19 protein-coding genes are annotated in these 20,555 nt (G+C 60.6%); 3 read left to right on the top strand and 16 right to left on the bottom strand.

The features are described 5' to 3' along the window. Positions 1-9: 9 nt before the first annotated feature. The 6 genes from ABGN05_RS16935 to ABGN05_RS16910 all read right to left on the bottom strand — a co-directional run bounded on the left by ABGN05_RS16935 (position 10) and on the right by ABGN05_RS16910 (position 7,362). Positions 10-1,266 (bottom strand): TetR/AcrR family transcriptional regulator, encoded by a 1,257-nt coding sequence (locus tag ABGN05_RS16935; protein WP_367955220.1) that lies wholly within the window; start codon positions 1,264-1,266, stop codon positions 10-12. Then, positions 1,229-2,902, bottom strand: coding sequence for an AMP-binding protein (locus ABGN05_RS16930; protein ID WP_367955219.1), 1,674 nt, complete (start codon positions 2,900-2,902; stop codon positions 1,229-1,231). The genes ABGN05_RS16935 and ABGN05_RS16930 overlap by 38 nt, the downstream gene beginning before the upstream one ends. A gap of 231 nt (positions 2,903-3,133) precedes the next feature. Beyond that, positions 3,134-4,453 carry a TRAP transporter large permease gene (locus tag ABGN05_RS16925; RefSeq protein WP_367955218.1) on the bottom strand — a complete coding sequence of 440 codons (1,320 nt, stop codon included), beginning with the start codon at positions 4,451-4,453 and terminating at the stop codon, positions 3,134-3,136. Between the two features lie 31 nt (positions 4,454-4,484). Continuing rightward, entirely contained in the window at positions 4,485-5,036 is a 552-nt protein-coding gene (locus tag ABGN05_RS16920) for a TRAP transporter small permease subunit (RefSeq protein ID WP_367955217.1), read from the bottom strand. Between the two features lie 4 nt (positions 5,037-5,040). After that, positions 5,041-6,120 carry a C4-dicarboxylate TRAP transporter substrate-binding protein gene (locus ABGN05_RS16915; protein ID WP_367955216.1) on the bottom strand — a complete coding sequence of 360 codons (1,080 nt, stop codon included), beginning with the start codon at positions 6,118-6,120 and terminating at the stop codon, positions 5,041-5,043. Positions 6,121-6,435: 315 nt separating this feature from the next. Then, a complete protein-coding gene (locus tag ABGN05_RS16910; protein WP_367955215.1) occupies positions 6,436-7,362 on the bottom strand; it encodes an alpha/beta hydrolase in 927 nt (308 codons plus the stop codon). A gap of 208 nt (positions 7,363-7,570) precedes the next feature. Here ABGN05_RS16910 and ABGN05_RS16905 point away from each other — a divergent pair, with 208 nt between their 5' ends. After that, entirely contained in the window at positions 7,571-8,587 is a 1,017-nt protein-coding gene (locus tag ABGN05_RS16905; RefSeq protein ID WP_367955214.1) for a LacI family DNA-binding transcriptional regulator, read from the top strand. Here ABGN05_RS16905 and ABGN05_RS16900 read toward each other — a convergent pair. The 4 genes from ABGN05_RS16900 to ABGN05_RS16885 form a co-directional block, all read right to left on the bottom strand. After that, on the bottom strand, positions 8,584-9,744 hold the full coding sequence (locus ABGN05_RS16900; RefSeq protein WP_367955213.1) for an acyl-CoA dehydrogenase family protein: 1,161 nt from the start codon (positions 9,742-9,744) through the stop codon (positions 8,584-8,586). The genes ABGN05_RS16905 and ABGN05_RS16900 overlap by 4 nt on opposite strands. A 129-nt stretch (positions 9,745-9,873) precedes the next feature. Next, the gene (locus ABGN05_RS16895) at positions 9,874-10,503 is read right to left on the bottom strand and encodes a TetR/AcrR family transcriptional regulator (RefSeq protein ID WP_367955212.1); all 630 of its coding nucleotides are present in this window, start codon (positions 10,501-10,503) and stop codon (positions 9,874-9,876) included. Between the two features lie 122 nt (positions 10,504-10,625). After that, complete coding sequence (locus ABGN05_RS16890; protein WP_367955211.1) at positions 10,626-11,423, bottom strand: enoyl-CoA hydratase/isomerase family protein; 798 nt, start codon at positions 11,421-11,423, stop codon at positions 10,626-10,628. Positions 11,424-11,534: 111 nt separating this feature from the next. Then, positions 11,535-12,431, bottom strand: a complete 897-nt coding sequence (locus ABGN05_RS16885) for an NAD(P)-dependent oxidoreductase (protein ID WP_367955210.1) — start codon at positions 12,429-12,431, stop codon at positions 11,535-11,537. 81 nt (positions 12,432-12,512) lie between these two features. On the opposite strand from ABGN05_RS16885, the gene ABGN05_RS16880 reads away from it, so the two are divergent. Further along, positions 12,513-12,797, top strand: coding sequence for a YciI family protein (locus ABGN05_RS16880; RefSeq protein WP_367955209.1), 285 nt, complete (start codon positions 12,513-12,515; stop codon positions 12,795-12,797). A gap of 18 nt (positions 12,798-12,815) precedes the next feature. On the opposite strand, the gene ABGN05_RS16875 is transcribed toward ABGN05_RS16880, so the two are convergent. After that, positions 12,816-13,718, bottom strand: a complete 903-nt coding sequence (locus ABGN05_RS16875) for a DMT family transporter (RefSeq protein ID WP_367955874.1) — start codon at positions 13,716-13,718, stop codon at positions 12,816-12,818. A gap of 197 nt (positions 13,719-13,915) precedes the next feature. Continuing rightward, positions 13,916-14,398: an OsmC family protein gene (locus tag ABGN05_RS16870; RefSeq protein ID WP_367955208.1), complete on the bottom strand. Its 483-nt coding sequence runs from the start codon at positions 14,396-14,398 to the stop codon at positions 13,916-13,918. Positions 14,399-15,172: 774 nt separating this feature from the next. Here ABGN05_RS16870 and ABGN05_RS16865 point away from each other — a divergent pair. After that, complete coding sequence (locus ABGN05_RS16865) at positions 15,173-15,295, top strand: hypothetical protein (protein WP_367955207.1); 123 nt, start codon at positions 15,173-15,175, stop codon at positions 15,293-15,295. Positions 15,296-16,165: 870 nt separating this feature from the next. On the opposite strand, the gene ABGN05_RS16860 is transcribed toward ABGN05_RS16865, so the two are convergent. The 4 genes from ABGN05_RS16860 to ABGN05_RS16845 form a co-directional block, all read right to left on the bottom strand. Next, a complete protein-coding gene (locus ABGN05_RS16860) occupies positions 16,166-17,188 on the bottom strand; it encodes an RES family NAD+ phosphorylase (RefSeq protein WP_367955206.1) in 1,023 nt (340 codons plus the stop codon). Between the two features lie 5 nt (positions 17,189-17,193). Further along, positions 17,194-18,129, bottom strand: a complete 936-nt coding sequence (locus ABGN05_RS16855; RefSeq protein ID WP_367955205.1) for a sce7725 family protein — start codon at positions 18,127-18,129, stop codon at positions 17,194-17,196. Positions 18,130-18,136: 7 nt separating this feature from the next. Further along, the gene (locus ABGN05_RS16850) at positions 18,137-19,027 is read right to left on the bottom strand and encodes a sce7726 family protein (protein ID WP_367955204.1); all 891 of its coding nucleotides are present in this window, start codon (positions 19,025-19,027) and stop codon (positions 18,137-18,139) included. Positions 19,028-19,417: 390 nt separating this feature from the next. After that, the gene (locus ABGN05_RS16845) at positions 19,418-20,497 is read right to left on the bottom strand and encodes a transposase (protein ID WP_367955203.1); all 1,080 of its coding nucleotides are present in this window, start codon (positions 20,495-20,497) and stop codon (positions 19,418-19,420) included. Between the last annotated feature and the right edge of the window lie 58 nt (positions 20,498-20,555).

Raw genomic sequence — 20,555 nt, 5'->3', positions numbered from 1 at the left:
TCGATGGTGCTAGTTCGCGGCCGACAATCCGTGCTGCAGCAGGCGGCGATACGCGTCGATGACGTGTCGGGGAAGCTGACGGACACCGCCGTCGGAGGGAACGTATCGGGCCGCGAGATAGTGGCGCGCCGCCATGAAGACATAGGCCAACACAGGCAGTTCGCGGTCTTCGAAATTGACCAGTTCGCCTGCCGATTTCGATCGCCGCAACAGGATCACGTAGGAGTCCGCGAGATCGAAGAAATGGCGCCGATAGGTTTCAGGGGCCCAGACCGAGGCCTCGGACTCGACCCGGATGTACCAGGGGCTCGTCGCCAGAAAGTCGAAGAAGCCGCAAAAGCCGCGGTACTCGCGCTCGAGCAGCGTTTCGGCGCCATGCGTGAAGGCACGGACGTGGTCGATCATGGCGATCCGGACATGGTCCAGCAACTGGTCGAAGAGTTCCTGCTGCGATTCGAAATGCGTGTAGAGGGCGCCGACCGACAGGCCGGCGGCTTCCGCGATGGAGTTCACGCTCGTGGCGGCGAAGCCCCGCGCCATGACCACCCGGACAGCGGCATCCAGCAGGCGCTCTCTCGTGCCGCCCGACCGGGGACGAAGCCCGTGCGTCGCAAACTGGGACGGATCGAAATCGAAGCTGGGGGTCTGCGCGCCCGAAGCGATTCCGTTGCGGATGAACTTCACGAAGGTATCGGCAGCCCAATCCGGGATGCCCGGTGCATCGGCGGCCGGGCGACCTCCGAATCCGAGCGCGATGTGCCCGATGGATCCCGCCAGGATCTCGGCGATGACGCGCGATTCGTCGTCGGGGCATTTTCGTATCTGACCGGCGGCTTCCGCAGCATACTGGGCCTTGAGGTAGCGGTCCTCGACGCTGCCCATGTATTGCGCATAACTCTCCGGCGCGGCGCATTCGGCATCTGTCATGACACGGAGGAAGTGCCTGTTTCGCTGCAGGAAGCGCGAAACCGCCAGGAAATTCCGGCGCTGGTCTTCGAAATACTCACCGGTGTCCGGTGCGTTCTGATCGAGGTACCGGAACAGCCGCATGCCTTCGGCGGGAAGCAGTTCGTTCAGGAAAGCCTGATGTGAGCCGAAGTAGGAATACAGCGTTCCCTGGGCCAGCCCGGCAGCATCGGTGATGCGCTGGACCGACGCTTTGGTATATCCGTGCCGTGCGACGACCTTGAGCCCGGCGGAAATCAGCGCCTCGCGTCGCTCGCGCTGGTTATCCTGCCGCGTCTTTTTCTTCGTCACTGTTCCCATCTGAGGTTTTTTCTTTCGCGATCAGATCGCGGACGAGATCGCGCAGTAGATTTTTCCGTATCTTGCCCGCGGCTGTATAGGGCATTTCGCTCACCACTTCCAAGCGCTCGGGGAACTTCTGCCGGGCAAGACCGCTGCTCGAGAGGACACGCTCCATCGCCGCGAAATCGAAATCCGCGCCGGGTTTCAGTCGCACCACCGCGCAGCAGGTTTCTCCGAGCCGATGGTGCGGCATCGCCACCACCGCCGCCACGTCGATCGCCGGATGTGCGTGCAGGATGTCCTCGATTTCCTTGGGGCTGATGTTCTCGCCGCCGCGTATGATGAGGTCCTTGCTGCGACCGGTGATGACCAGGCAGCCTTCCGGCGTCATGCGCGCGAGATCGCCGGTCAGGAAATATCCGTCGGCGTCGAAGGCGGCTGCGTTGTCGGCAAAGCGGGCGTAGCCGACGCAGACTTCCGGTCCGCGCGTCCTTATCTCGCCTTCTTCGCCCGGCGCCACGATCCGGCCGTCCGGGTCGGTGAGCCTGACATCGTGCGCGACCACGTATCCCTCGGTGGTGGCACCGAGATCCGCTCTCGCCTTGTCGGGCACTCCCAGCGTGACGGTCGGCGCTTCGGTGCTCCCGTAGAGGCGGAAGACCGTGCAGTTCGGGAGCGCAGCATTGGCGCGGTGAACCACTTCCGGCGGCACAGGGGCACCACCGCTGGGAAAATAGCGCAGGCTCGGCATCGGCCGGGCATGGTCGACGGCAAAACGCGCCAGTTCCTGCACGAATGGGGTCGCGCCGATGGTGAACGTTACGCCATGGCGATCGATCAGATCGGCCGCCCTGCCAACGTCCCAGACATCCATCAGCACGACGCGGCACCCCAGAGTGATCGGAAGCTGGATGCCGTAGAGGTAGCCGGTGATGTGGCCCAGCGGCGACGGCATCAGTACCACGTCATCGGCGCCAAGCCCGAGGAAGCCGGCGAAATTCCTCACCTCCGCACCGATCGTGTTGTGCGTGTGCAGCACGCCTTTCGCGGGACCTGTCGTGCCCGACGTGTACATCAGGAGCTTGATGTCGTTGGCGTCGACGACGGCAATCTCGGGCGGACCCGCGGCCTCGGCCAGAAGCATCTCGAAAGAGGTCCGATCGCTTTCGTTCTGCGGACGGACGAGAACGGTTTCGGGTCGGTCGCTCCACGCGTCCTCGATGCGCGACACCATCGCCTCGTAGTCGAAGCGGCGGAAACTTTGCGGAACGAACAGGACGCGGGACCTGGCGTCGCCGACGATGTGCTGCACCTCGGCGTCGCGATAGATCTGGACGATCGGATTGCAGACGAAGCCGCCATAGGCGCAGGCGAGTTCGATGATGATCGCCTCGTGCCAGTTGGGCAACTGGAAACTGACGACGTCGCCAGGCACGAGTCCGCGCTGCTGAAGGGCGCTCAGGAGCCTGAGCGCCATCTCCCGGCAGTCCGCCACGCTGAGCGACCTGTCACCGTCGATGACCGCGACCCTGCCGGGATCGGCGCTCCAGAGCCGTTCGAGATGTCCCGCCAGCGTCGAGCCGTCCCATTCGCCCGAAGTGATGCGCTCGCCAATCATCGCGTCGGTCAGAAGCGTGGTCCACCGCGCGTTCATCGAAGGCAACTCCCCCGGAGAACCGGCAAAACGCCGGCTGGGTGTTCCTTTGACACAGGGATCCTCGTGCGCCTGCCAGCCGGACGCCGTGCCCGTGGCGCGGTATCCTGGTACGGCGCGGGCAGTACGATGCCACTGTGCGCCCGTGCACCGGAAATGGATGCCCGGGCAAAAAGAAGCGGTGGATTCTCCGTCACGAACTCCTCCTGCGACCCGACGCTTCGGACCCGGTCAGACGAAAAACAGAACAATCGACGGGAAGATGACGATCAGCGCCACCGTGAGCAGCATCACCACCGCGAACGGGAACGCCCCGATGAACACGTCACCGAGCGTGACGCCGTAATCCGACAGCGTGCTTCGAACGACGAAGCAGGAAATGCCGAAAGGCGGCGTCAGCAGCCCGATCTCCGTCGCAAGCACGGCGACAATTCCGAACCAGACCAGACTGACATCGAAGGGAGCCAAAAGTGGAAGGAAAAGCGGAACGGTGATCAGGATGATGGAAACAGAGTCGATGATCGTTCCCAGGATCAATGCCAGCGCGATGAACACCAAAAGGATGACGATGTAGCTCGCATCGAGATCACGAACCATGCCGCCGATTTGCGTGGGCAGCCCCGATATTCCGAGCATGCGGCTGTACATCGTGGCGGAGATCACGATGAACAGGATCGACGCGGTGATGTAGCCGGTTTCGATCAGGATAGCCCAGAACCCGCGCAGCGTGAGCCGCCCCTTCAGCAATGCAGCGACCAGCGCCATGGCGGCGCCAACCGCGCCGGCTTCGGTGGGCGTGAATACCCCGCCATAGATCCCGCCCAGAACGGCAACGACCAGCACTACGACCGGTGCTATCTTCCAGAACAACTCGAGCACGGTGAGATTGTCATTGGTGTCGATCGCCGCGGCTTTTTCCGGATCGGAAATGACATACCGCGGGAAAAACTTGGCCGTGAGAAAAATCCCCAGCGAAAACAGAAAGGCTAGCAGCAGACCCGGACCGATGCCTGCGAGAAACATGGCGCCGACCGACTGCTCGGCAATCAGCGCATAGACGATGAGGAGCACGCTTGGCGGGATCAGCATGCCGAGCACGGAGCTTCCGGCGACGACCCCGACTGCGAACCTCTTATTGTAACCGAATTGCAGCATTTCAGGCACTGCAATGCGCGAGAACACGGCCGCAGATGCGATTGTAACACCGGTTATCGCGGCAAACACCGTGTTCGCGGCAACGGTCGCGATACCCAATCCGCCAGCATATCGCCTCAACAACTGATTGGCGACGATATAACTGTCCCTGCCGAGATCGGCGGCGCTGACCAGCATTCCCATCAAGACGAAGAGCGGCACGACACCGAATATGTAATCGGCGATGCCTTGTGTGGCGGCCTGCGTCAGCATCAGCGTCGCAATGGTGAAATTGCCCTTGATCAGCCAAACGCCCACGAACGACGTCAACGCGAGAACGAAGGGGACGTGTATGCCGACGTAGATCAAGGCGAGCATCACCAGAACGGAGACGATGCCGATCTCAATGGGGCTCATCGCAGTCCTTGTCCTGGGCGTTGTCGTGTGATCAAGTGCTGCTGCGGTCGTCGAACAACGCGCGCAACGCGGCAAAGAAGAGCTGGATTCCAGTGAGGATCACGCCGATCGCGACCACCAGCTTCGTCGGCCACACCGGGAAGGTGAACAGTCCAACCGTACCGACGTAGTATCCGCGCTCGTAGTCGACAGGGATCGCGGGGATGATCCCGTAGGCCAGTATGGCCATCAGTGCCAGGCCGGTCAGCGCAGCCATGAAGTCGATGGAGCGCGCGACCTTTGGGCGGCGCATCCGCAACATCGCGATGACGCTGTCTGCGCGCGTTATCCTGTCATTCGCGGTCGCGTCCGCCAATTGGGCGAACACGATTGCGACAATGGATATCTCGACAATCTCGGCAACGCCGGCAATCGGCGCATTTAGGAAATAGCGGCACGCCACGTCGGCGCAGATCAGGCACATCAATCCGAACGTCAGCAGGGATCCGAGCGCGTTGAACGCGCCCGAAACACTGTTGATGAAAGCGACAACGGGACCGCGCGGACGCAATGCCGTTGTCATTTTCAGGGCAGGTTCGGCCAATGGCCTATTCCTTGTCCCACTCGCGCGCGATCTCCTGATCGTTCGCCCGCAGCATGTCCATGTACATCGTCAGGATCTTCGAACCGGGCTTCCCGGCCTTGTCGGCCGCTTCAGCCCACTCCTTCGCAATGTTCGGCATTCCGGCCGCCATCTCCTGGCGCTGCTCCTGCGTGTACTGGACGATCGTGCCGCCGTTGGCCTTATAGGTTTCCAGCGACGCATCCGCCGCCGCGACGACATAGTCGGCAAGCGCGGTTCCGTAGCCTGCGGTCGCCTCCTCAATTGCCTCCTTCACGGGCTCGGGAAGAGTTTCCCAATAGGTCTCGTTTGCCGCGATTGCGAACGACGTGACGGCGCCCATGTCGGCCTTGATGAAGTAAGGCGCGACTTCGTAGAGTTTGAAACCGGCGGCGGCCTCCGCCCAAACGGACGAGCATTCCGCGATGCCCGTCTGCATGGCGTTGTAAAAATCACCGAGATTGCTGTTGACGCCAACCCCGCCGACGCCCTTGAAATAGAGCAGATTGGTACCTGCACCGGCTATCTTGACTCCATCGAAGTCTTTCGGATTCGGCTTGTTGGTCTTGCAGACGGCCTCGTAGTTATCGACGGAACCGGCCGGGCCAATATAGTGCACACCCAGATCCGACCACTCCTGGGTAAATTCCGGAACTTCCTCGGCGATCTTGGACATCGCGCGCGTGACGAGATGCAAATCGCCGGTCGCGAAGGGGGTCACGAAGGAAACGGCGTGCAACGGCAGCTTGTCCACGTGGAATGCCGGCACCACGATCGCGAGATCGGCGACACCGCTGGATACGGCGTCGAGTTCGCCGCGCGGCTTGACGACCGTGCCGCTGAAACCCTTGTTCCAGTTGATGACGTAATCGCCCTTCTCCGCCAGTGCCTTGTCGACCTGCGGAATGAAGTACTCCTCGAAAATCTTGACCCACGAAGCAGTCGGCGCATAGCCGGAAACCGCCGTGAGGTTGATCGTCTCAGCCGCGAGCGCAGTACCCACGGCCGCCGAAAAGACGGCGGCGAAAGCCGCGGCCGAAACGGACGTCCTCATAGAGATGTTCATGCATTCCTCCCAATGTTGATCCTAGTCACGTGCGGCGCAAAGATCTGCACCGAAAACACAATGCGCCAACGTCCCGATGCACTTCGATGGAAGTCATCTTGAAAGTCTGGACGCGGGCCTCCCGCCTGCATTTGTCCGCTGCCACGTCGCGTTCGCAAAACGCATCTGGCGCTTTTCACGACAGCCAGATCGAAGCGACAAAGGCTCCAAACCCTCCCCTACACACTGCATCAGTTCTACTGAATTTTGAACCATTATTCTAGTGCCAATGTTCCGGTTTCGAAGCCCGGTTCCAGGCAGCTCCGAAAGATGCGCTCACCCGCCCGCAACACTGAGGGTATCCCCGAACCAGTCGCGGGCGATCGCCGCCGCCTTCTCGACTTTCGACTTGTCGGAATAGAGCGTCATGTGGGTCGTATGCGGCAGGATTTCGAGCTTCTTCTTCGGAGTCGGAATCGCGTTGAACGCATTGATCTCGAGATCCCAGAGCGTCAGGTCGTCACCCTCCGCAACGATCATCAATGTTGGAACATTGTAGATGCGCTTCACGAAGGGGCCGACGTCGTAGTTCAGCAGGAGATCGACGGATTCCACGGTGCTTCGATTTTCGTAAAGCGGCGCTTCGCTCGCCTTGATCTTGAGAAAAGTCTCCACGGTCTCCGGAAACGGCCAGGACGAGACTTCCGCCTCCGAATCCGCTGTGGCATGCGGGAGATAGAGCCGCTTGCCGGGCTCTTCGTACCGGAGCTTGCGGTCGGCCAGGATCAAGTCCCAGAGCCTGCGGTACTCCATCGTTCCGTGCGCGCGGCGCATGTTTTCATAACCGTCGACCACCGGAATCTGGCTGACGATCGATTTCACGCGCGGATCCGTGGCCGCCAGCACCAATGCGTGGCCGCCTGAATAGGAAATGCCCCACACGCCGATGCGGTCGGCATCGACGCTGTCGTGGCGCTCGAGGAAGCTGATGGCGTTCTGGTAGTCGCGTATCTGCGCCCATGGATCGAGGTGCTGGCGATTGTCCCCGTCCGACACGCCAAGATTTCGATAGTCGAAGATCAGGGCATTGATGCCAGCCTCGGCAAACGCCTTTGCATAGGTCGGCATGACGATCTCGCGCACATAACACCAGCCGCCGGCCAGCACGACCGTAGGCGATTTCTTCGCGCTGTCCGCGAGGTACAACCAGCCCCGGCAGGTTACCCCCTCAGACTGAAACTCGACATCGACACGCTTGGTCATTCGCCCTCCCCTACGCCTGCAAATTCGGCTCTCACACACCGAGCGGGACAGCATTTCCGGTCACCGCAATCGATTGCATTGGATTGTTGCGCTCCCGCTGCCCATTGTCAATCGATTGCATGCACAGATAATCCGGATTATGCATGGCCAACCGCAGCGCAGCCCGAGTTCGGGATGCCGTCGATCATGAACCGTGGAATTGCACCCGATGGCTCGCGTGAACATGCGCGAATTGGCACGTTCCCTCGGGGTCGACCGCTCGACGATTTCGCGCGCGCTCAGCACCGACAAGTCGCATCTGGTCGGCAAGGAGACGCGTGAGATCATTCGCAAGGCAGCCGAGGCTGCCGGCTACCGGCCGAACCTCACGGCCGCAACTCTGCGCCGTGGAAGTTCCAACACGATCGGCATTCTCGTGTCCGACCTCGAGAACGAGACTTTCATCACCGTGATCAGGCGCGTTGTCGCGGAATTGGGCACGCCGGGGCAGCACCCCTTCACCCCGCTGATCGGCGAAACGCGCGATTCCCACCAGACCAGCCGCGAATTGCTCGATCAGTTCATCTCGCGACGCGTCGACGCGATCATCTCGCTTGCATCGAGCGATACGGATGCGGAGATTCTAAGCGATGCGACGCGATACGTGCCGGTGATACTCGCCATCCGCAAGATCAACGGGATCACGTTGCCCACGGCGACGTGCGACGACGAAGCCGGTGGCGCCATGGTCGCCGAACATTTCGCGGAACGCGGTCACCAGGTCGTTTGCCAGATCAAGGGCCCCACGATTTCCGCCACGTTCGTCGATCGCGCGCTTGGATTCTCCAGAGCATGCGCGCGGCTCGGCGTCTTTGAATGCGAACCGGAAATCGTCGCGCCGAATGCGACCACCGCCGCGGGACGAAAAGTCGGAGAGCAGGTGCTTTCGATGCGCCCGCGCCCTACCGCGGTTTTCGCGCACAATGATGCCCTGGCGCTGGGAATGCTGGAGACCATGCGTTCGGCCGGCCTCTCATGCCCGGCGGACATCGCTCTCGCGGGATACAACAATACCAGGATCTCGCAACTGCTGGCCACGCCGCTGACGACGGTCGATTATCCCGTCGAGAAGGTAAGCATTCACGCCGGCCAGGCGACCAAATCGCTGATCGCGGACCCAACGAATGAATGGTCGAGCCGGACGTTCGAGCCCCGGCTGATCGTTCGCGGGTCCACTTTATCCTAGCGCCCCAGCCCCATCCAGTTGGCGATGTTGTTTCTCTGGACGGCCGATGAGCCGCCGATGATCGGCAGCAGCAGCACGTCACGCACATAGCGTTCCACGTCGAAGTCCTTCACGTAGCCGTAGGCGCCGAGGATTTCCTGGCTGTCGAGGACAATGGATTTCGCGGCTTCCGTGACGAAAAGCTTCGTCATCGAGGTTTCGATGCCGCAGCGCTCCCCACGGTCGGCCATGGCGGAGGCGTTGTACATCATCAATCTCGCAGCCATCAGCCGCGTATGCATGTCGGCGAGCTTGTGCCGGATGGCCTGGTATTGAGAAATCGCCTTGCCGAACTGCTTGCGCTCGTTGGCGTAGTTCCAGGCATCATCGACGGCGGCCGAGGCGATCCCGACGCCCATCGCGGCCACTTCCAGTTTCTCGACGTCGAGCCCTGCCCCGGTCAGCATCTGCCAGCCACGGTTCCAGGCGTCCGGACCGCCCACGAGGTTGGAGAAGGGAACCCGGACATCCGTGAAACTCACATCCGTCGTCGCGGCGCCTTTCATGCCCATCGAACCAATCCGGGAGATCGCCACACCTGGCGTATGCGGCGGGATGAGCACGAATGACAGGTTGCCGTAGCGCTGGTCGGCCGGGCCGCTTCGAACCAGGGTGTAGATGTAGTCGCAGAACTCGCTGCCGGAGCAGAACCGCTTGTGCCCGTTGACGACCAGCATGTCGCCATCGCGCACCGCCGTCGTTCTCACGCTCGCCAGATCCGCGCCGACATCGGGCTCCGTCCAGCCATAGGCAAACAGCATCTTTCCGGCGGCGATCAGAGGAAGCAGCTCAGACTTCTGTGTTTCGGATCCACATTCCAGGATGTTCATGCCCGCATAGCAGGCCGCCATGATGTAGGGGACCGACACCGCCAGACTGCGGCGTGAGAGTTCCTCAATGACGATCATCGTCGCCGTGATATCCCGCCCCGCGCCGCCGTATTCTTCCGGAATGGTCAGCCCCATGACGCCCAATGCCGCGAGCTCGTCGAATACATCCCGGGGAAAGACATTGTCCTGATCCCAGCGCGCAGCCTCGGATCGGGACATGTGCGCGTCGACGAACTTCCGCATCGTGTCGCGCAACATGCGAATGTGGTCCGGTTCCGCGAAATTCATTCCAGCTCTTCCCAGTTGCTTGTCCGCAATCCCGAGCGAACATCCGGAAGCGAGCAAGGGAAGTCAAGAAAAATGAAACATGAGCCACTGTTCATTTTCTGAATTGATCGAGCGGGAGCAGGCTTTCGGCTAGGGCGTGGTCTGCTCCGGGCCGATGCCGTTCCTCAGGATCGAAACGAAGGCTTCGACGATCTCATTGCGGCGGGTTTCGTCGGCGCCGCCCCGCAGCACCAGATTGCGGTAGAGGTAGTCGCGGGCGCCCATCAATACGTAAATCAGGACGTCGCGCTCGACGTTGGTGAGCGCGCGGATCTGGTGTTCGGCGCGCGCGCGCTCGAGAACTTTGAGATACTTTCGCGCCAGGTTTTCGTAGTGCGTTCGCGTTGCCTCGGGTGATACCGAGTCCGACTCGTATAGAATCCGGAAAAAGCCGCTGTTCTTGGTCAGATAGTCGAAGAACGCGGAGAGCCCCCGCCGTTCCACGTCAAAGTAATCCCGCGAGCCATGAACGGCCTTCGAGACATAGGCGATCATCTCTTCGCCAACGGCCGGCAGCAACTGATCAAACAGATCCTGCCGCGAGTCGAAATAGAGATAGAATGTCCCTTGGGCCAGACCGCACCGTTCGGTGATCCGTCCTATGCTGGCGTTGGCATATCCGTGCTTTCCAACAACATAGGCTGCCGCCTGGAACAAGCCTTTGCGATTCGCATCGGCCTTTTCCGGGCGTCGAAGTTTCCTTTTCCCGGCGACGGCCATTTCAGCTTCCCGATCCGATCGAACTCGGTTGGACTGAACCCTCCCCGGACCGGGGTGGAAAGGGGACAGCGTGCTTTTCCACCTGAATCAAGAGCCCGATGCCGTCCCGCACGACCAGTCCGTCACGTGCCGCTGAAGACCGGGCTTCGTTTTTCCCGAAACGCGTTCACCGCTTCCTGGTGATCGTTGGACAGGTTCGACATCTGTTCATAAGCGATGCCGGCATCGAAATGCGAATGGAAGATCGCCTTCAGAGGCAGGTTCGCCGTGACTTTCGTCCAGTTGAGCGCCTTGGTCGGGGCGGATGCCAGCCTGTCGGCCAGCGCATCGACCGCGGCATCGAGTTCCTCCGGCTTCACGACGTCGGTAATGAGGCCTATCCGTTCGGCTTCCACGGCGTTGATCATGTCTCCGGTAAACAGGAACTTCTTAGCCTTGGCGTAGCCAAGTATCTGTGGCCAGATCAACGCGCCACCGTCGCCCGCCACGAGACCCACGGACACGTGCGGGTCGCCGATCCGCGCGTTCTCCTGCGCGATGATCACGTCGCAAAGCAGCGCGAGCGAGGCGCCCAGTCCGGCGGCGTGGCCGTTCAACCGGCAGATGAGCGGCTTGTCGAGATCCAGTTGGCTGAAGACGATCTCCTTGGCTTCCCTCGCGGTCTGCTCGAAAGAAACCGGGTCGTCGATCGCATCCTGCATCCAGTCGATGTCGCCGCCGCCGCAGAACGCCTTGCCGCGCCCCGTTAGAACGACGACCTTTGCGTCAACGTCCCGCCGCACATCGACAAAGATGCGGGAGAGTTCCTCGTGCAGCACGGCGTTGACGGCATTATAGGCCTCGGGGCGATCGAGAATGATCGTGAGTATGGACCCCCGCCGCTCGACCGCGATCGTCTTGTAGCTGTCGTAGCTTCGCATCGGGTCCCCCTCGCCAGCGGAAGACCGGCGGGCCATCCGTCATGAAATGAATTCCGGTTCACAAATCATAATCGCCGGGCATTGGCAAGCGAGACAATCGCCAATCACAAGTCAGCGTTCCGGCGCTTTCTCGTCGTGCGACCGGACAGCCGCGAGCGCGAAAAAGTCCTTCTGCCCGAACCCGGCTTCGGCCGCGGCCTCGTACTGCTTCCGGATCGACAGGAACAACTCGGTCGGAGCACCGCCCTCGTTCGCCGCGTCGAGGACAAGGTCCAGATCCTTCATCATCTGCGTCAGGCCAAATGCCGGCGTGAAATCGCCGGTGACGACCATGTCCTTCTTGTATCCCAGCAGCGGCGAGGCAACGACGCTCTGCATGATGGCGTCCATCATGATCTCCGTCGACAGATTGCCGGCTCGCCCCAGGGCGAGCGCCTCCGCCAGAAGAGCCGAGCTGGCTGCCACCATCGAGTTGATAACCAGCTTGAGATAGCGCCCTTCTTCCCCCTCTCCGACATGCATCATGCGGTTGGAGAAGCTGCGGAACACTGCCTCGCAACGGTCGAACGCGGGTATGGGTCCGGAGGCCAGCACGGTCAGCGAACCGGACGCCGCGGTTGCCGTGCTGCCCGATATCGGGGCCCGGAGGTAGTCGGAGCCCCTCGCCGATAGTGCGGCGGCGACTTCCCTCGAAATTGAAGGTGAGACAGTACTCATTTCCACCACGGTATGTCGGGCCGACACCGATCGGGCGAGCCCGTTGGACGGATCGAGCATCACCGCTCGAAGGACCGCGTCGTCGGGAAGCGTGAGGAAGATGAGATCAACCTGCTGCGCCAATTCAGCCACGGAGGCGACCGGCACACCGCCCGCTGCAACGGCCGCGGCGCGATTTTCGGCACGCGGTTCGACGAGCTTCACCGAATGGCCAGCAGCAAGCGCGCGAAGACACATCGCGCTGCCCATCTTGCCGATTCCGATCCATCCTATCGTCAATCTCTCGGTCATTTTCGTTGCCTCATGTTATCTGCGTCGCCATCAGCCGCGTCGTTCGCGCGGAAGAGTCCAAACCACAAGGAATCCGTCCTCATGCATTTCATCGTCCATTGCCTTGACCGCCCCGGGGCGCTCGACCTCCGCCTGGCCCACTATGATGCACACAAGGCGTATCTCGCATCCAATCCCGTCACCATGCTCGTTTCTGGCCCGCTGCTTGCCGATGACAACGAGACGATGATCGGTTCGTTTTTCCTGGTGGAAGCGGAACCACGGCAGGACGTTGAGCGATTCAACGAGGCAGACCCTTTCTTCGCTGCGGATCTTTGGGCCGAAGTGAGGATCCATCCGTTCTCGAAACGCGTCGACAATCGATAGCCATACAGCGCCGCGCGGTTATCGGCCGGTAAGCGCCAAGCCGATCCCGGCGACCACCAGACCGAGCGCCATCGCCTCGCGAATGCCGAAAGGTTCTCCGAGCACGTATGCTGCGGACACCGTGCCGATGACTGGAATGAGCATCGTTCCAAGCGATGCCATGGTTGGAGGCAGCCGCCGCAACGCGGCAAACCAGCAAAAATAGCAAAGAGCCATTGCCACGATCGACATGTATAGCCATGACCACAGCGCCATCGGACTGAGCGCGTAAGTCTCCGGCTGCTCTACGAATATGCCGAGCAGCAGCATCGGCACGGAGCCGAGCACGAGCTGCCACGCCGTTCCGCTGATCGGCGCGACACCGACCGGCGGCCGCACGGCGATCGTGCTGATCGCGAACATCACGGCCGCCGAAAACGCGCAGACGATTCCAAGCAGTTTGTCGTCGTCCAATTCGACGCCACGCCCAGCCAGCACCACCGAAATGCCCCCCATGCCGAGAACCAGCGCCAGTACGCCGCTGATCCTGGGCTTCGTGCCGCTGATCGGCCAGGCAAGTACGGTCGCCCAGATCGGCATGGTGTAAATGATCATGGCGGCCTCGCCGACCGACAGCCAACTCATGGCAAGGCTCGCCAACCCCATCCACGCCGTGACGTTGAACAGGGAAGCAACGATCATTCGTAGACGCGAGCCTGCGGGAACACCGAGGTTCTCGCCCTGGAAATGGGCGAGAATGGCAATACCCAGTCCTGCGATCAGTCCGCTGCTGCCACGGGCGAATAGAGGCGGCCATTCGGCAAGCAGGATCTTCATCACCGGCCAGTTGATCCCCCATCCCAGTATCGTAACCAGCAGGAGCCCCACACCGACATACTGTGACCCTCGGGCATCGTTCTGCCTGCCAGCTGACGCCTTGATCGAAGCCTCCGGGATTTCGGACATCAAGAGCGTTTCCTGAAATGACTGAGGCAAACTTGCCGGAATGAATTCTGGCGATGCCCGCGCCGGAAAATCCGTGCGGGCGTCGGGGAGACCCGGCCCGACCGTGCGCCAGTCGACGCATTGATGAACCATGTGTCATTGTTCATGTCGGTGCCAGCAGAGAAGCATTGCACCTAGTCCAATTCCACCCATTCGCCGTCGACCTTCAAGCGGTGTTTCACCAGGCCGGGCTTCAGGATCACTTCAACGAAGCACCCCTTCGCGGCGGCAAGGATAAGCCTCGTCTTTTCCTCGACGGTGGCTCCGCCGCGGATGTCCACGTCGAGAACGAAGCCCAAGCCCCTGCTTTCGTAAGGGTGCTTCATGCTCTCCATCTCGGCTTGCCATTCCGCCCGACAGAAGATGTCGAATGTCGTCACGTCTATGCCGAGACGGCGCGAGAAGGCCCTTATCTGCGTCATCAGGCATGTCGTCAGTCCGCTGACGAAGTACGAAAGCGGGTACGGCGCGGTTCCGTCACCACCATGGTAGGCTCCCTCGTCCGATGGCAGGAATGCGGTGTGCGGGGCCGCGCCACGCAGATGCACCGTGCAATCGTTGCGGAACTTCGCATTGTTCGTACCCTCCGATTCAAGCAGCACGTCAAATTTCATCATAGGCATCGCCTTCCGGGTTCCTGTGGTTTGGAGTGAACATCCCCATGCGTACAGGACACGAGCAGCAGTACGAAATGGATTTTGGCAAGAGACCACGTGGGATGAAGCGCCCTCGAGGAGCTTCTGTGAAGCGGCAGCGCGATATGACTCCTCCACCTGCCGCGGAATCGGTGGCTTGTGGCGCCAATCGGCATTCGGACCCCTCGCCATTTTCACAACCGAACTGCCGAAATACGCGTACGGGAACGCGCTCAAGACCGAACTGCGGGATCTTTTGGTAAATCTGCAATAGGTTTCAGATGCACGTTCGAACATCGCGTACAGCGCGTAGCGGCCATCCCGAGGTTGGCAAGATCTAAGACAGTTGGACACGGCGTGGGGACCCGGACCAAGGCGTCGTAGGGAATGCCTGCCGTGTTCGTGGTGAAGTAGCCCGCTGTCACGAGCAACCCTTGGGAAACGTGCGGAATGTAAGGTCCGCGCGTGTACGAACCTGACCGAGCCCACCCAAACTGCCGCTGTCCTTAGACCTCCTCTGACGTCTCCGAGCACGTTCGGAGAGATTTGCGAAAGGCTGGATTCTGCAGCAAGCGACACCGGCGGCGGCCCCAGGCAGACCGGGTCGAGTAGCCAGATCCTTAGAACTCGCCTGCGACGTCACTTCCAACAACTGCCCAGAGATCTTGGACAATTTACATTACGAGGCCGGGATCAAGGAAGACCTTTTCCAGCCCCAGCTTCTCGGACTAGATCCGGTGCTCGGAGCGATTGCAGGTGACGCTGCATCCGATGGATGCTGTCTCGGTGCTTGAAGGTATCTTCCCCTTCCGCCGCTTCTCGAACGGTTGCAAGTCCGATCCCGCTGTCCCTGGAAAAATCTCGGAACTCGGCTCATGAGATAGGGGGCCTTGTTCCTCGACTGGGCGGTGAGAATTAGCGTTCCCGCCCAAAGCGGCAGAGAAGCGTGAAGTGATCAAAGGTGGATGGTCCGCCGGAGCGCTCTCGGCCGATGCAATTGGCGCGAGCCCAAGGGTCCCACCGGAGAAAAGGCCGGGACCGAAAAAGTCAGGCTGTGCGGCAGATAGTTTACGATTCATGACGACGTGCAAGCGGCTTCCGCCGCCCCGTTTGCACATCATGCGCTGATCCCCAAGGGACCGATTGGCTTTTCGCTTCCGAATAGAATCCGCTGGCCGCGTGTTCGACCCGCTGATCGCCCGATACCGCGACCCGTTAAAACGGCTGTATCCTGATTGCACTTCGCACAAGCGCCAGAAACTCAATTCTGCATCGATCCGTGTTCCATCGCACTGCGCTCGACACACCAATTTGATCCGCCTGCACAAAGAGGCACAAAGAGGCGGAGGGGATATTCTTCAGCGGCGACGCGATCCGCTGGTGTGCATCATTGTGATCTGAACGATGGATTTATGGGGGCTAAGGTGGGTCTAAGAAAATGAGGCTAGGAAATTTGAGCTAAATCAGACGATTATCACTCATTTATGGCGGAGAGAGAGTGCGCCATCTCCAGGACTGAGGACAGCGATATCAATGCTTTACATGAACTGAGGCAGCGCGTTGTATAGCAAAAGGTGATGCAAGAAGGAAAAGGTGCTTTCAACTCCTTACTTGTTGGCCGGGTTTTCACGCAGAGATTGACGGTCTCATTCTTACGTCAGAAACCCGCCCGATCTCGGTCAGCCAACAATCTGCCTGCAGGTTCTGGAAGCTGCCGTTCGCGCGGATTGCCAGCATGGAAGTGCCTTCTTAGGCGGCGGCTACTTCGACTGACACCTTCGAAACAGTGTAAAGCTCCACCGTCCCCCCCACCGCCTGAGCGGGATCAAAGAGCGCCAGATTGATGCCATCGCTCACTGAGCTACGATAGACTACGCCATCAAAGCCGCTCTTCTTGATGAATTCACACAGGTATTGGCTCGGAATGTAGTCAATTGCCGCTCCCGCCGGCTGAACAGGTCGGGTCAATTCCTCGCCCAGGCGTTCGAGGAACGGCAAGTCGGCCCGCAGTTGGCCAATCGCGCTAGATTCGGACAAGATGAAGGGGGAGACGAGCTTACGCGGGTTGCGCAAGTCTACAGCCTTGATCTCAGGAATGGTGTAATCAGCGACGCAAGCAACCTCGCCGGTATGGGGCCTGATCTCGGCCGCAGCCGTTTCGGGAAGCGACCCCAGATAGAGATAGGGAATACCCGCCGGATTGGCCCGACCATGGGACGAGCGTCTTTTCGGCGGTGCACCCATTTTATCAATCGGGAAGACCTCATCCTCGGTTCGAATTCGCGCTCGGTACCATTGCCGGGGCAATTGCGGTGCCAAAAGCATGCCAAGCAGCTGGTAGAGACGGTCCAGGTCAATGTCGACGTTCAGAAACCAGCGATTGGCATACATCATCTCGTCGCGCAGCTTGTCCCACTGAGCGAGACCTTCGCTGATATAGCTTGCCGACGGGACGAAATTGCTACGGACGATCTCGCCGTCATCGAGAATTTCGCCGAGCAGTTCCTTTGCGTGGGCAACGTCCATGCGCTCGTGGGTGAAGAGTTGCCAGTCCTCCTTCATCCATTCGACCAGCGACTTGCCGTCCTCACTCGGTTCATAGACATTGACCAGCAGCTCGAAATAGTTAGCGAGCTTGCCCGGCTCGACAAGCTGGGTGTCAGCGGTCCCGCAGAAGTCGCACGTCCCATGGCTGGGATCGAGCGACGGGAAGAGCTCATCGCGCAGGGCGCGATCGTCGAAGCACTCAGGGCAGCAGAAACGCTGTGCCATAGAGTTCAGCCGAGATAATCGGCGAGGGTCTCGATGTGATGCTTCATCGAGAGCTTTTTGACGTAGCCGAGGCCCGGGAAGTGGCCCTTAGCATGTAGGTCGCGAAACTCCTTGATTGCTTCGGTCTCAAGAAGGTGGGAAGTGCCGCTGTCCAGTTTCGCGATCAGCTTTGCCAGCGCCTGGGCAAACTTGCCGGCGGGATCGGTCGGGGTATCTTTCGTCGTCGAGACGAAGTGGTAGACGTACATGACATCGTCCTTGTCGGGATCAATGAAAGTTAAGTGGATCGCGACTGCGTAAGCTGGGCCTCCACCCTCGCTGTAGACGTCCCCAACGATTAGAAAATCACCAAAACCCGCCATGCCGAGTTCGCCATAGGTGACATGAAGATCGGAAAACTCCTCCATCGGCGGATAATCGGCATTGCGCTGCCGCTTGAAGCCGTCGCGCACGAGAATGCGCGTGCTCTGGTCGAAGTGCTTCCGGTAGAGCAGCTTCGCATAATCTTCGACGAAGACGTTGGTGAGGCCAGCCATGCCGTCCTGAAGCTCGGTCGCCAGCCCCCTTGGGGTGGTGAAGCCGGCATGCACTAGCACCGGATGGTGATCGGCATGATGGTCATAGCACGCCATGACTTCCTCGACGGTCATGTCGCTACGCAGAAGTATGCCCGCGGCGACGTTGTCGGTGCCGATAAAGCCTTCTTTGAGGAGGTCAGTGATGCTTCCCCCGTCTTGCTGATGGTCGCCGTAGTTCGGGTTCACGATCACGATCGCGCGCCCTCCGGCATCGCAAACCGAGCTCAAAGTCTTTTTGAGGCCACCGAGCGATTCGCGCACCGGCTCGATCAAGGGCACGAAGTTCTTCTCGGCGAAAAGCGCCGCCATCTCGCGGATTGTGATAAGCTCGTACTGCTTTCCACGGAAATAGGGATGATACATGCGCCGGTTAGCTCCAGGCCATGGCAGCGCGCACCGAGGTTGCGATGGCGTCGATGAGCCGCGGATGATCAGCACGGCGCACCGACACTGACAGCGCCGCAGCTTGAAGGGACTCCGGCAGACGTTCGACGAGGTCGCCAAGCGGTGCGAGATCGCGTGTCCGCTTGAGCGTCTGCACCATCTCGACATGGACAGCAACGGGGTCGAGCGCGGCGAAAAGGTCGCGCATCGCAGCATGTCGCTGCGTATTAGGCACCTTCGGTACCGCCACTCCCATCGCCCTCAGGATCGCCGCGGCTTCGACCATGCGCAATGATTCAAAAACGGTGACCGGGCAGATGCGTGCCGGGCAGTCGATCGCTTCTCGCATTGTCGTGATCCGGTATCGCTTTGAAAGACACATTACCCCGACATCGTCCGGGACCGCTGCCAGTACGCCCTCGATATGGCCTTCGCTCGCGATCACGTTCACTTTGGCAAAGACGCGCTTGTAGTTCTCTACCTGGTTGGTGAGTCGCGCGAGCGAATCCCGCTCTGACTTGATTTCATAGGCGGTTGAGGTCCCGTTCAGGATGACGAGATCCGCCTTGCAGTTGCCGGCACGAAACTCATTGATCATCGAGGCCGTGCGGAGCGAGTGCGTACCCATTAGCACTTTGTGGCTGATCGCCGCGCGATAGATGTATTCGTCGCGATGTCCTGCGACCTTCAGAATCTTGAACGCCGAGTTGAAGGTATCGCCGACAGTCGTGCGCGGGTCGGCGTGCTCGAGCAGATTGGTCTGCTCGATCAGCCGACGGAACAAGCCGGATTGACCCCTCTTCGCCATTTCACGGAAAACGGTGGCGGAGAACAGCCGAGTCAAAGCAGAGAGTTGCGCTGCGCTGTAGATCATCATTCCCCAATGGACATCGCATCGTGCAGACGCGATGTCCTCTTAGCGCAAAACGCTCTGACATGGAATCGAGGTTTTGCCAGATTGAAGTGAAACGCTGGCGTGAAAAATGGTGACGTCCCGGTACGTCACCTCGGGCACACCTCAAAGACTCACTTGGAATCGCAACCTTCCCTGCCGGCAATGTCCAGCGCAGACAGGTTCCCCCTTGTGATCCCCAGCACCGGACACTCCGCAAGCGGTTCCCAAGCCGCCGAGACAATATCGAAGCTGGACGGTTCTATCAACGCGGTCTGATCGTGAGCTTGGCAGGTTCGAGCGATGGTCGAGCTCTTCGCGCCCGGTGATTGCCGACGGAGAGCAGGTGTTTGCGATCGGGTTTGATCTCGTCCGCTATGCCGCGGCGGGCTTCTGCAGGAAGATCAGGCGTTTGATGTTGTAGGCGATGTTTGCCATGCCGATCTTCGTAGTGGCGCGCGCGATGCCGATCGTGCGAACGACGAGGCCCATCCGCGATTTCTGCTCGGCGAAGACATGCTCGACGAAGGCGCGGACCTTCGATTTGGCGCCGTTGGCGATCGCGGTGCGGCGATCCATCGGCCGACCCTTCGGCTTCTTGCGGTGGACGCGGGAGACGAAGCCGTTCTGCTCCATGAAAGCCTCGTTGGCCTTCGAGCGATAAGCCGTATCCGCCCAGACCTGGCTTGCGGTGTTGGTCCTGTCGAGCAGACCCTCGCGCAGTCGCGCGCCCTCGTAGGCGGCCGCGTCCGTCGCCTGCCACTTGCGGATCAGGCCGAACCGCCGGTCGATCGAGACGTGGTTCTGGTAGCCGAAGGCGGGAATGGCGATGTCGACCGGCGGCTTCGTTCCGTCCGGCCGCTCCTTCGCCTTCGAGAACTTGACGGTCCAGCGCGCGTCCCGGTCCTTCTGCCGGAGCTTGGCCGGACGGGCCTTCCAATTCTCGGGAATGCGCCCCTCCTTCAGAGCCTTCTTCTCGTCCTCCGTGTTGCGTTGCTTCGGCGCCGCCACGAGGCTGGCATCGATGATCTGGCCGCGCATGGCGATATAGCCCGAGGCGCGAAGCGCCGCATCGAAGCGGTCGAACAGGGGCTGGATGGCGCCGGCCTTCGTGAGCTTCTCCCGAAACAGCCAGATCGTGCGTGCGTCGGGGACCCGGTCGGACAAGCCCAGACCCAAAAAGCGCATGAAGGAGAGCCGGTCGCTGATCAGGAACTCGGCCCGCTCGTCCGACAGGCTGTTGGCTGCCTGGATCACGAGCACCTTGAACATCATCACCGGATCAAAGGGCGGCCGCCCGCCCTGCGAACCGACCGAGTAGGCCAGCGCCTTGACCAGATCGACCCGGAAGATCTCGAAATCGACGGCCCGGCCGAAGGCTTCGAGTTGGTCGCCGAGATCGCTCAGACGCTTCAGGCGCTCATCGATGTCGAAGAAACCAGGCTGGCCGCGCATCTCGTCCGATCCTCCCCCTCAACCACACGCATTGAATCAGAAGGCGCCCGATTCGGCG

This window comes from Aquibium pacificum, from assembly GCF_040839445.1.
In the GTDB taxonomy this organism is placed as follows: Bacteria; Pseudomonadota; Alphaproteobacteria; order Rhizobiales; family Rhizobiaceae; genus Aquibium; species Aquibium pacificus.
This window is presented reverse-complemented; position numbering and strand designations above follow the sequence as displayed.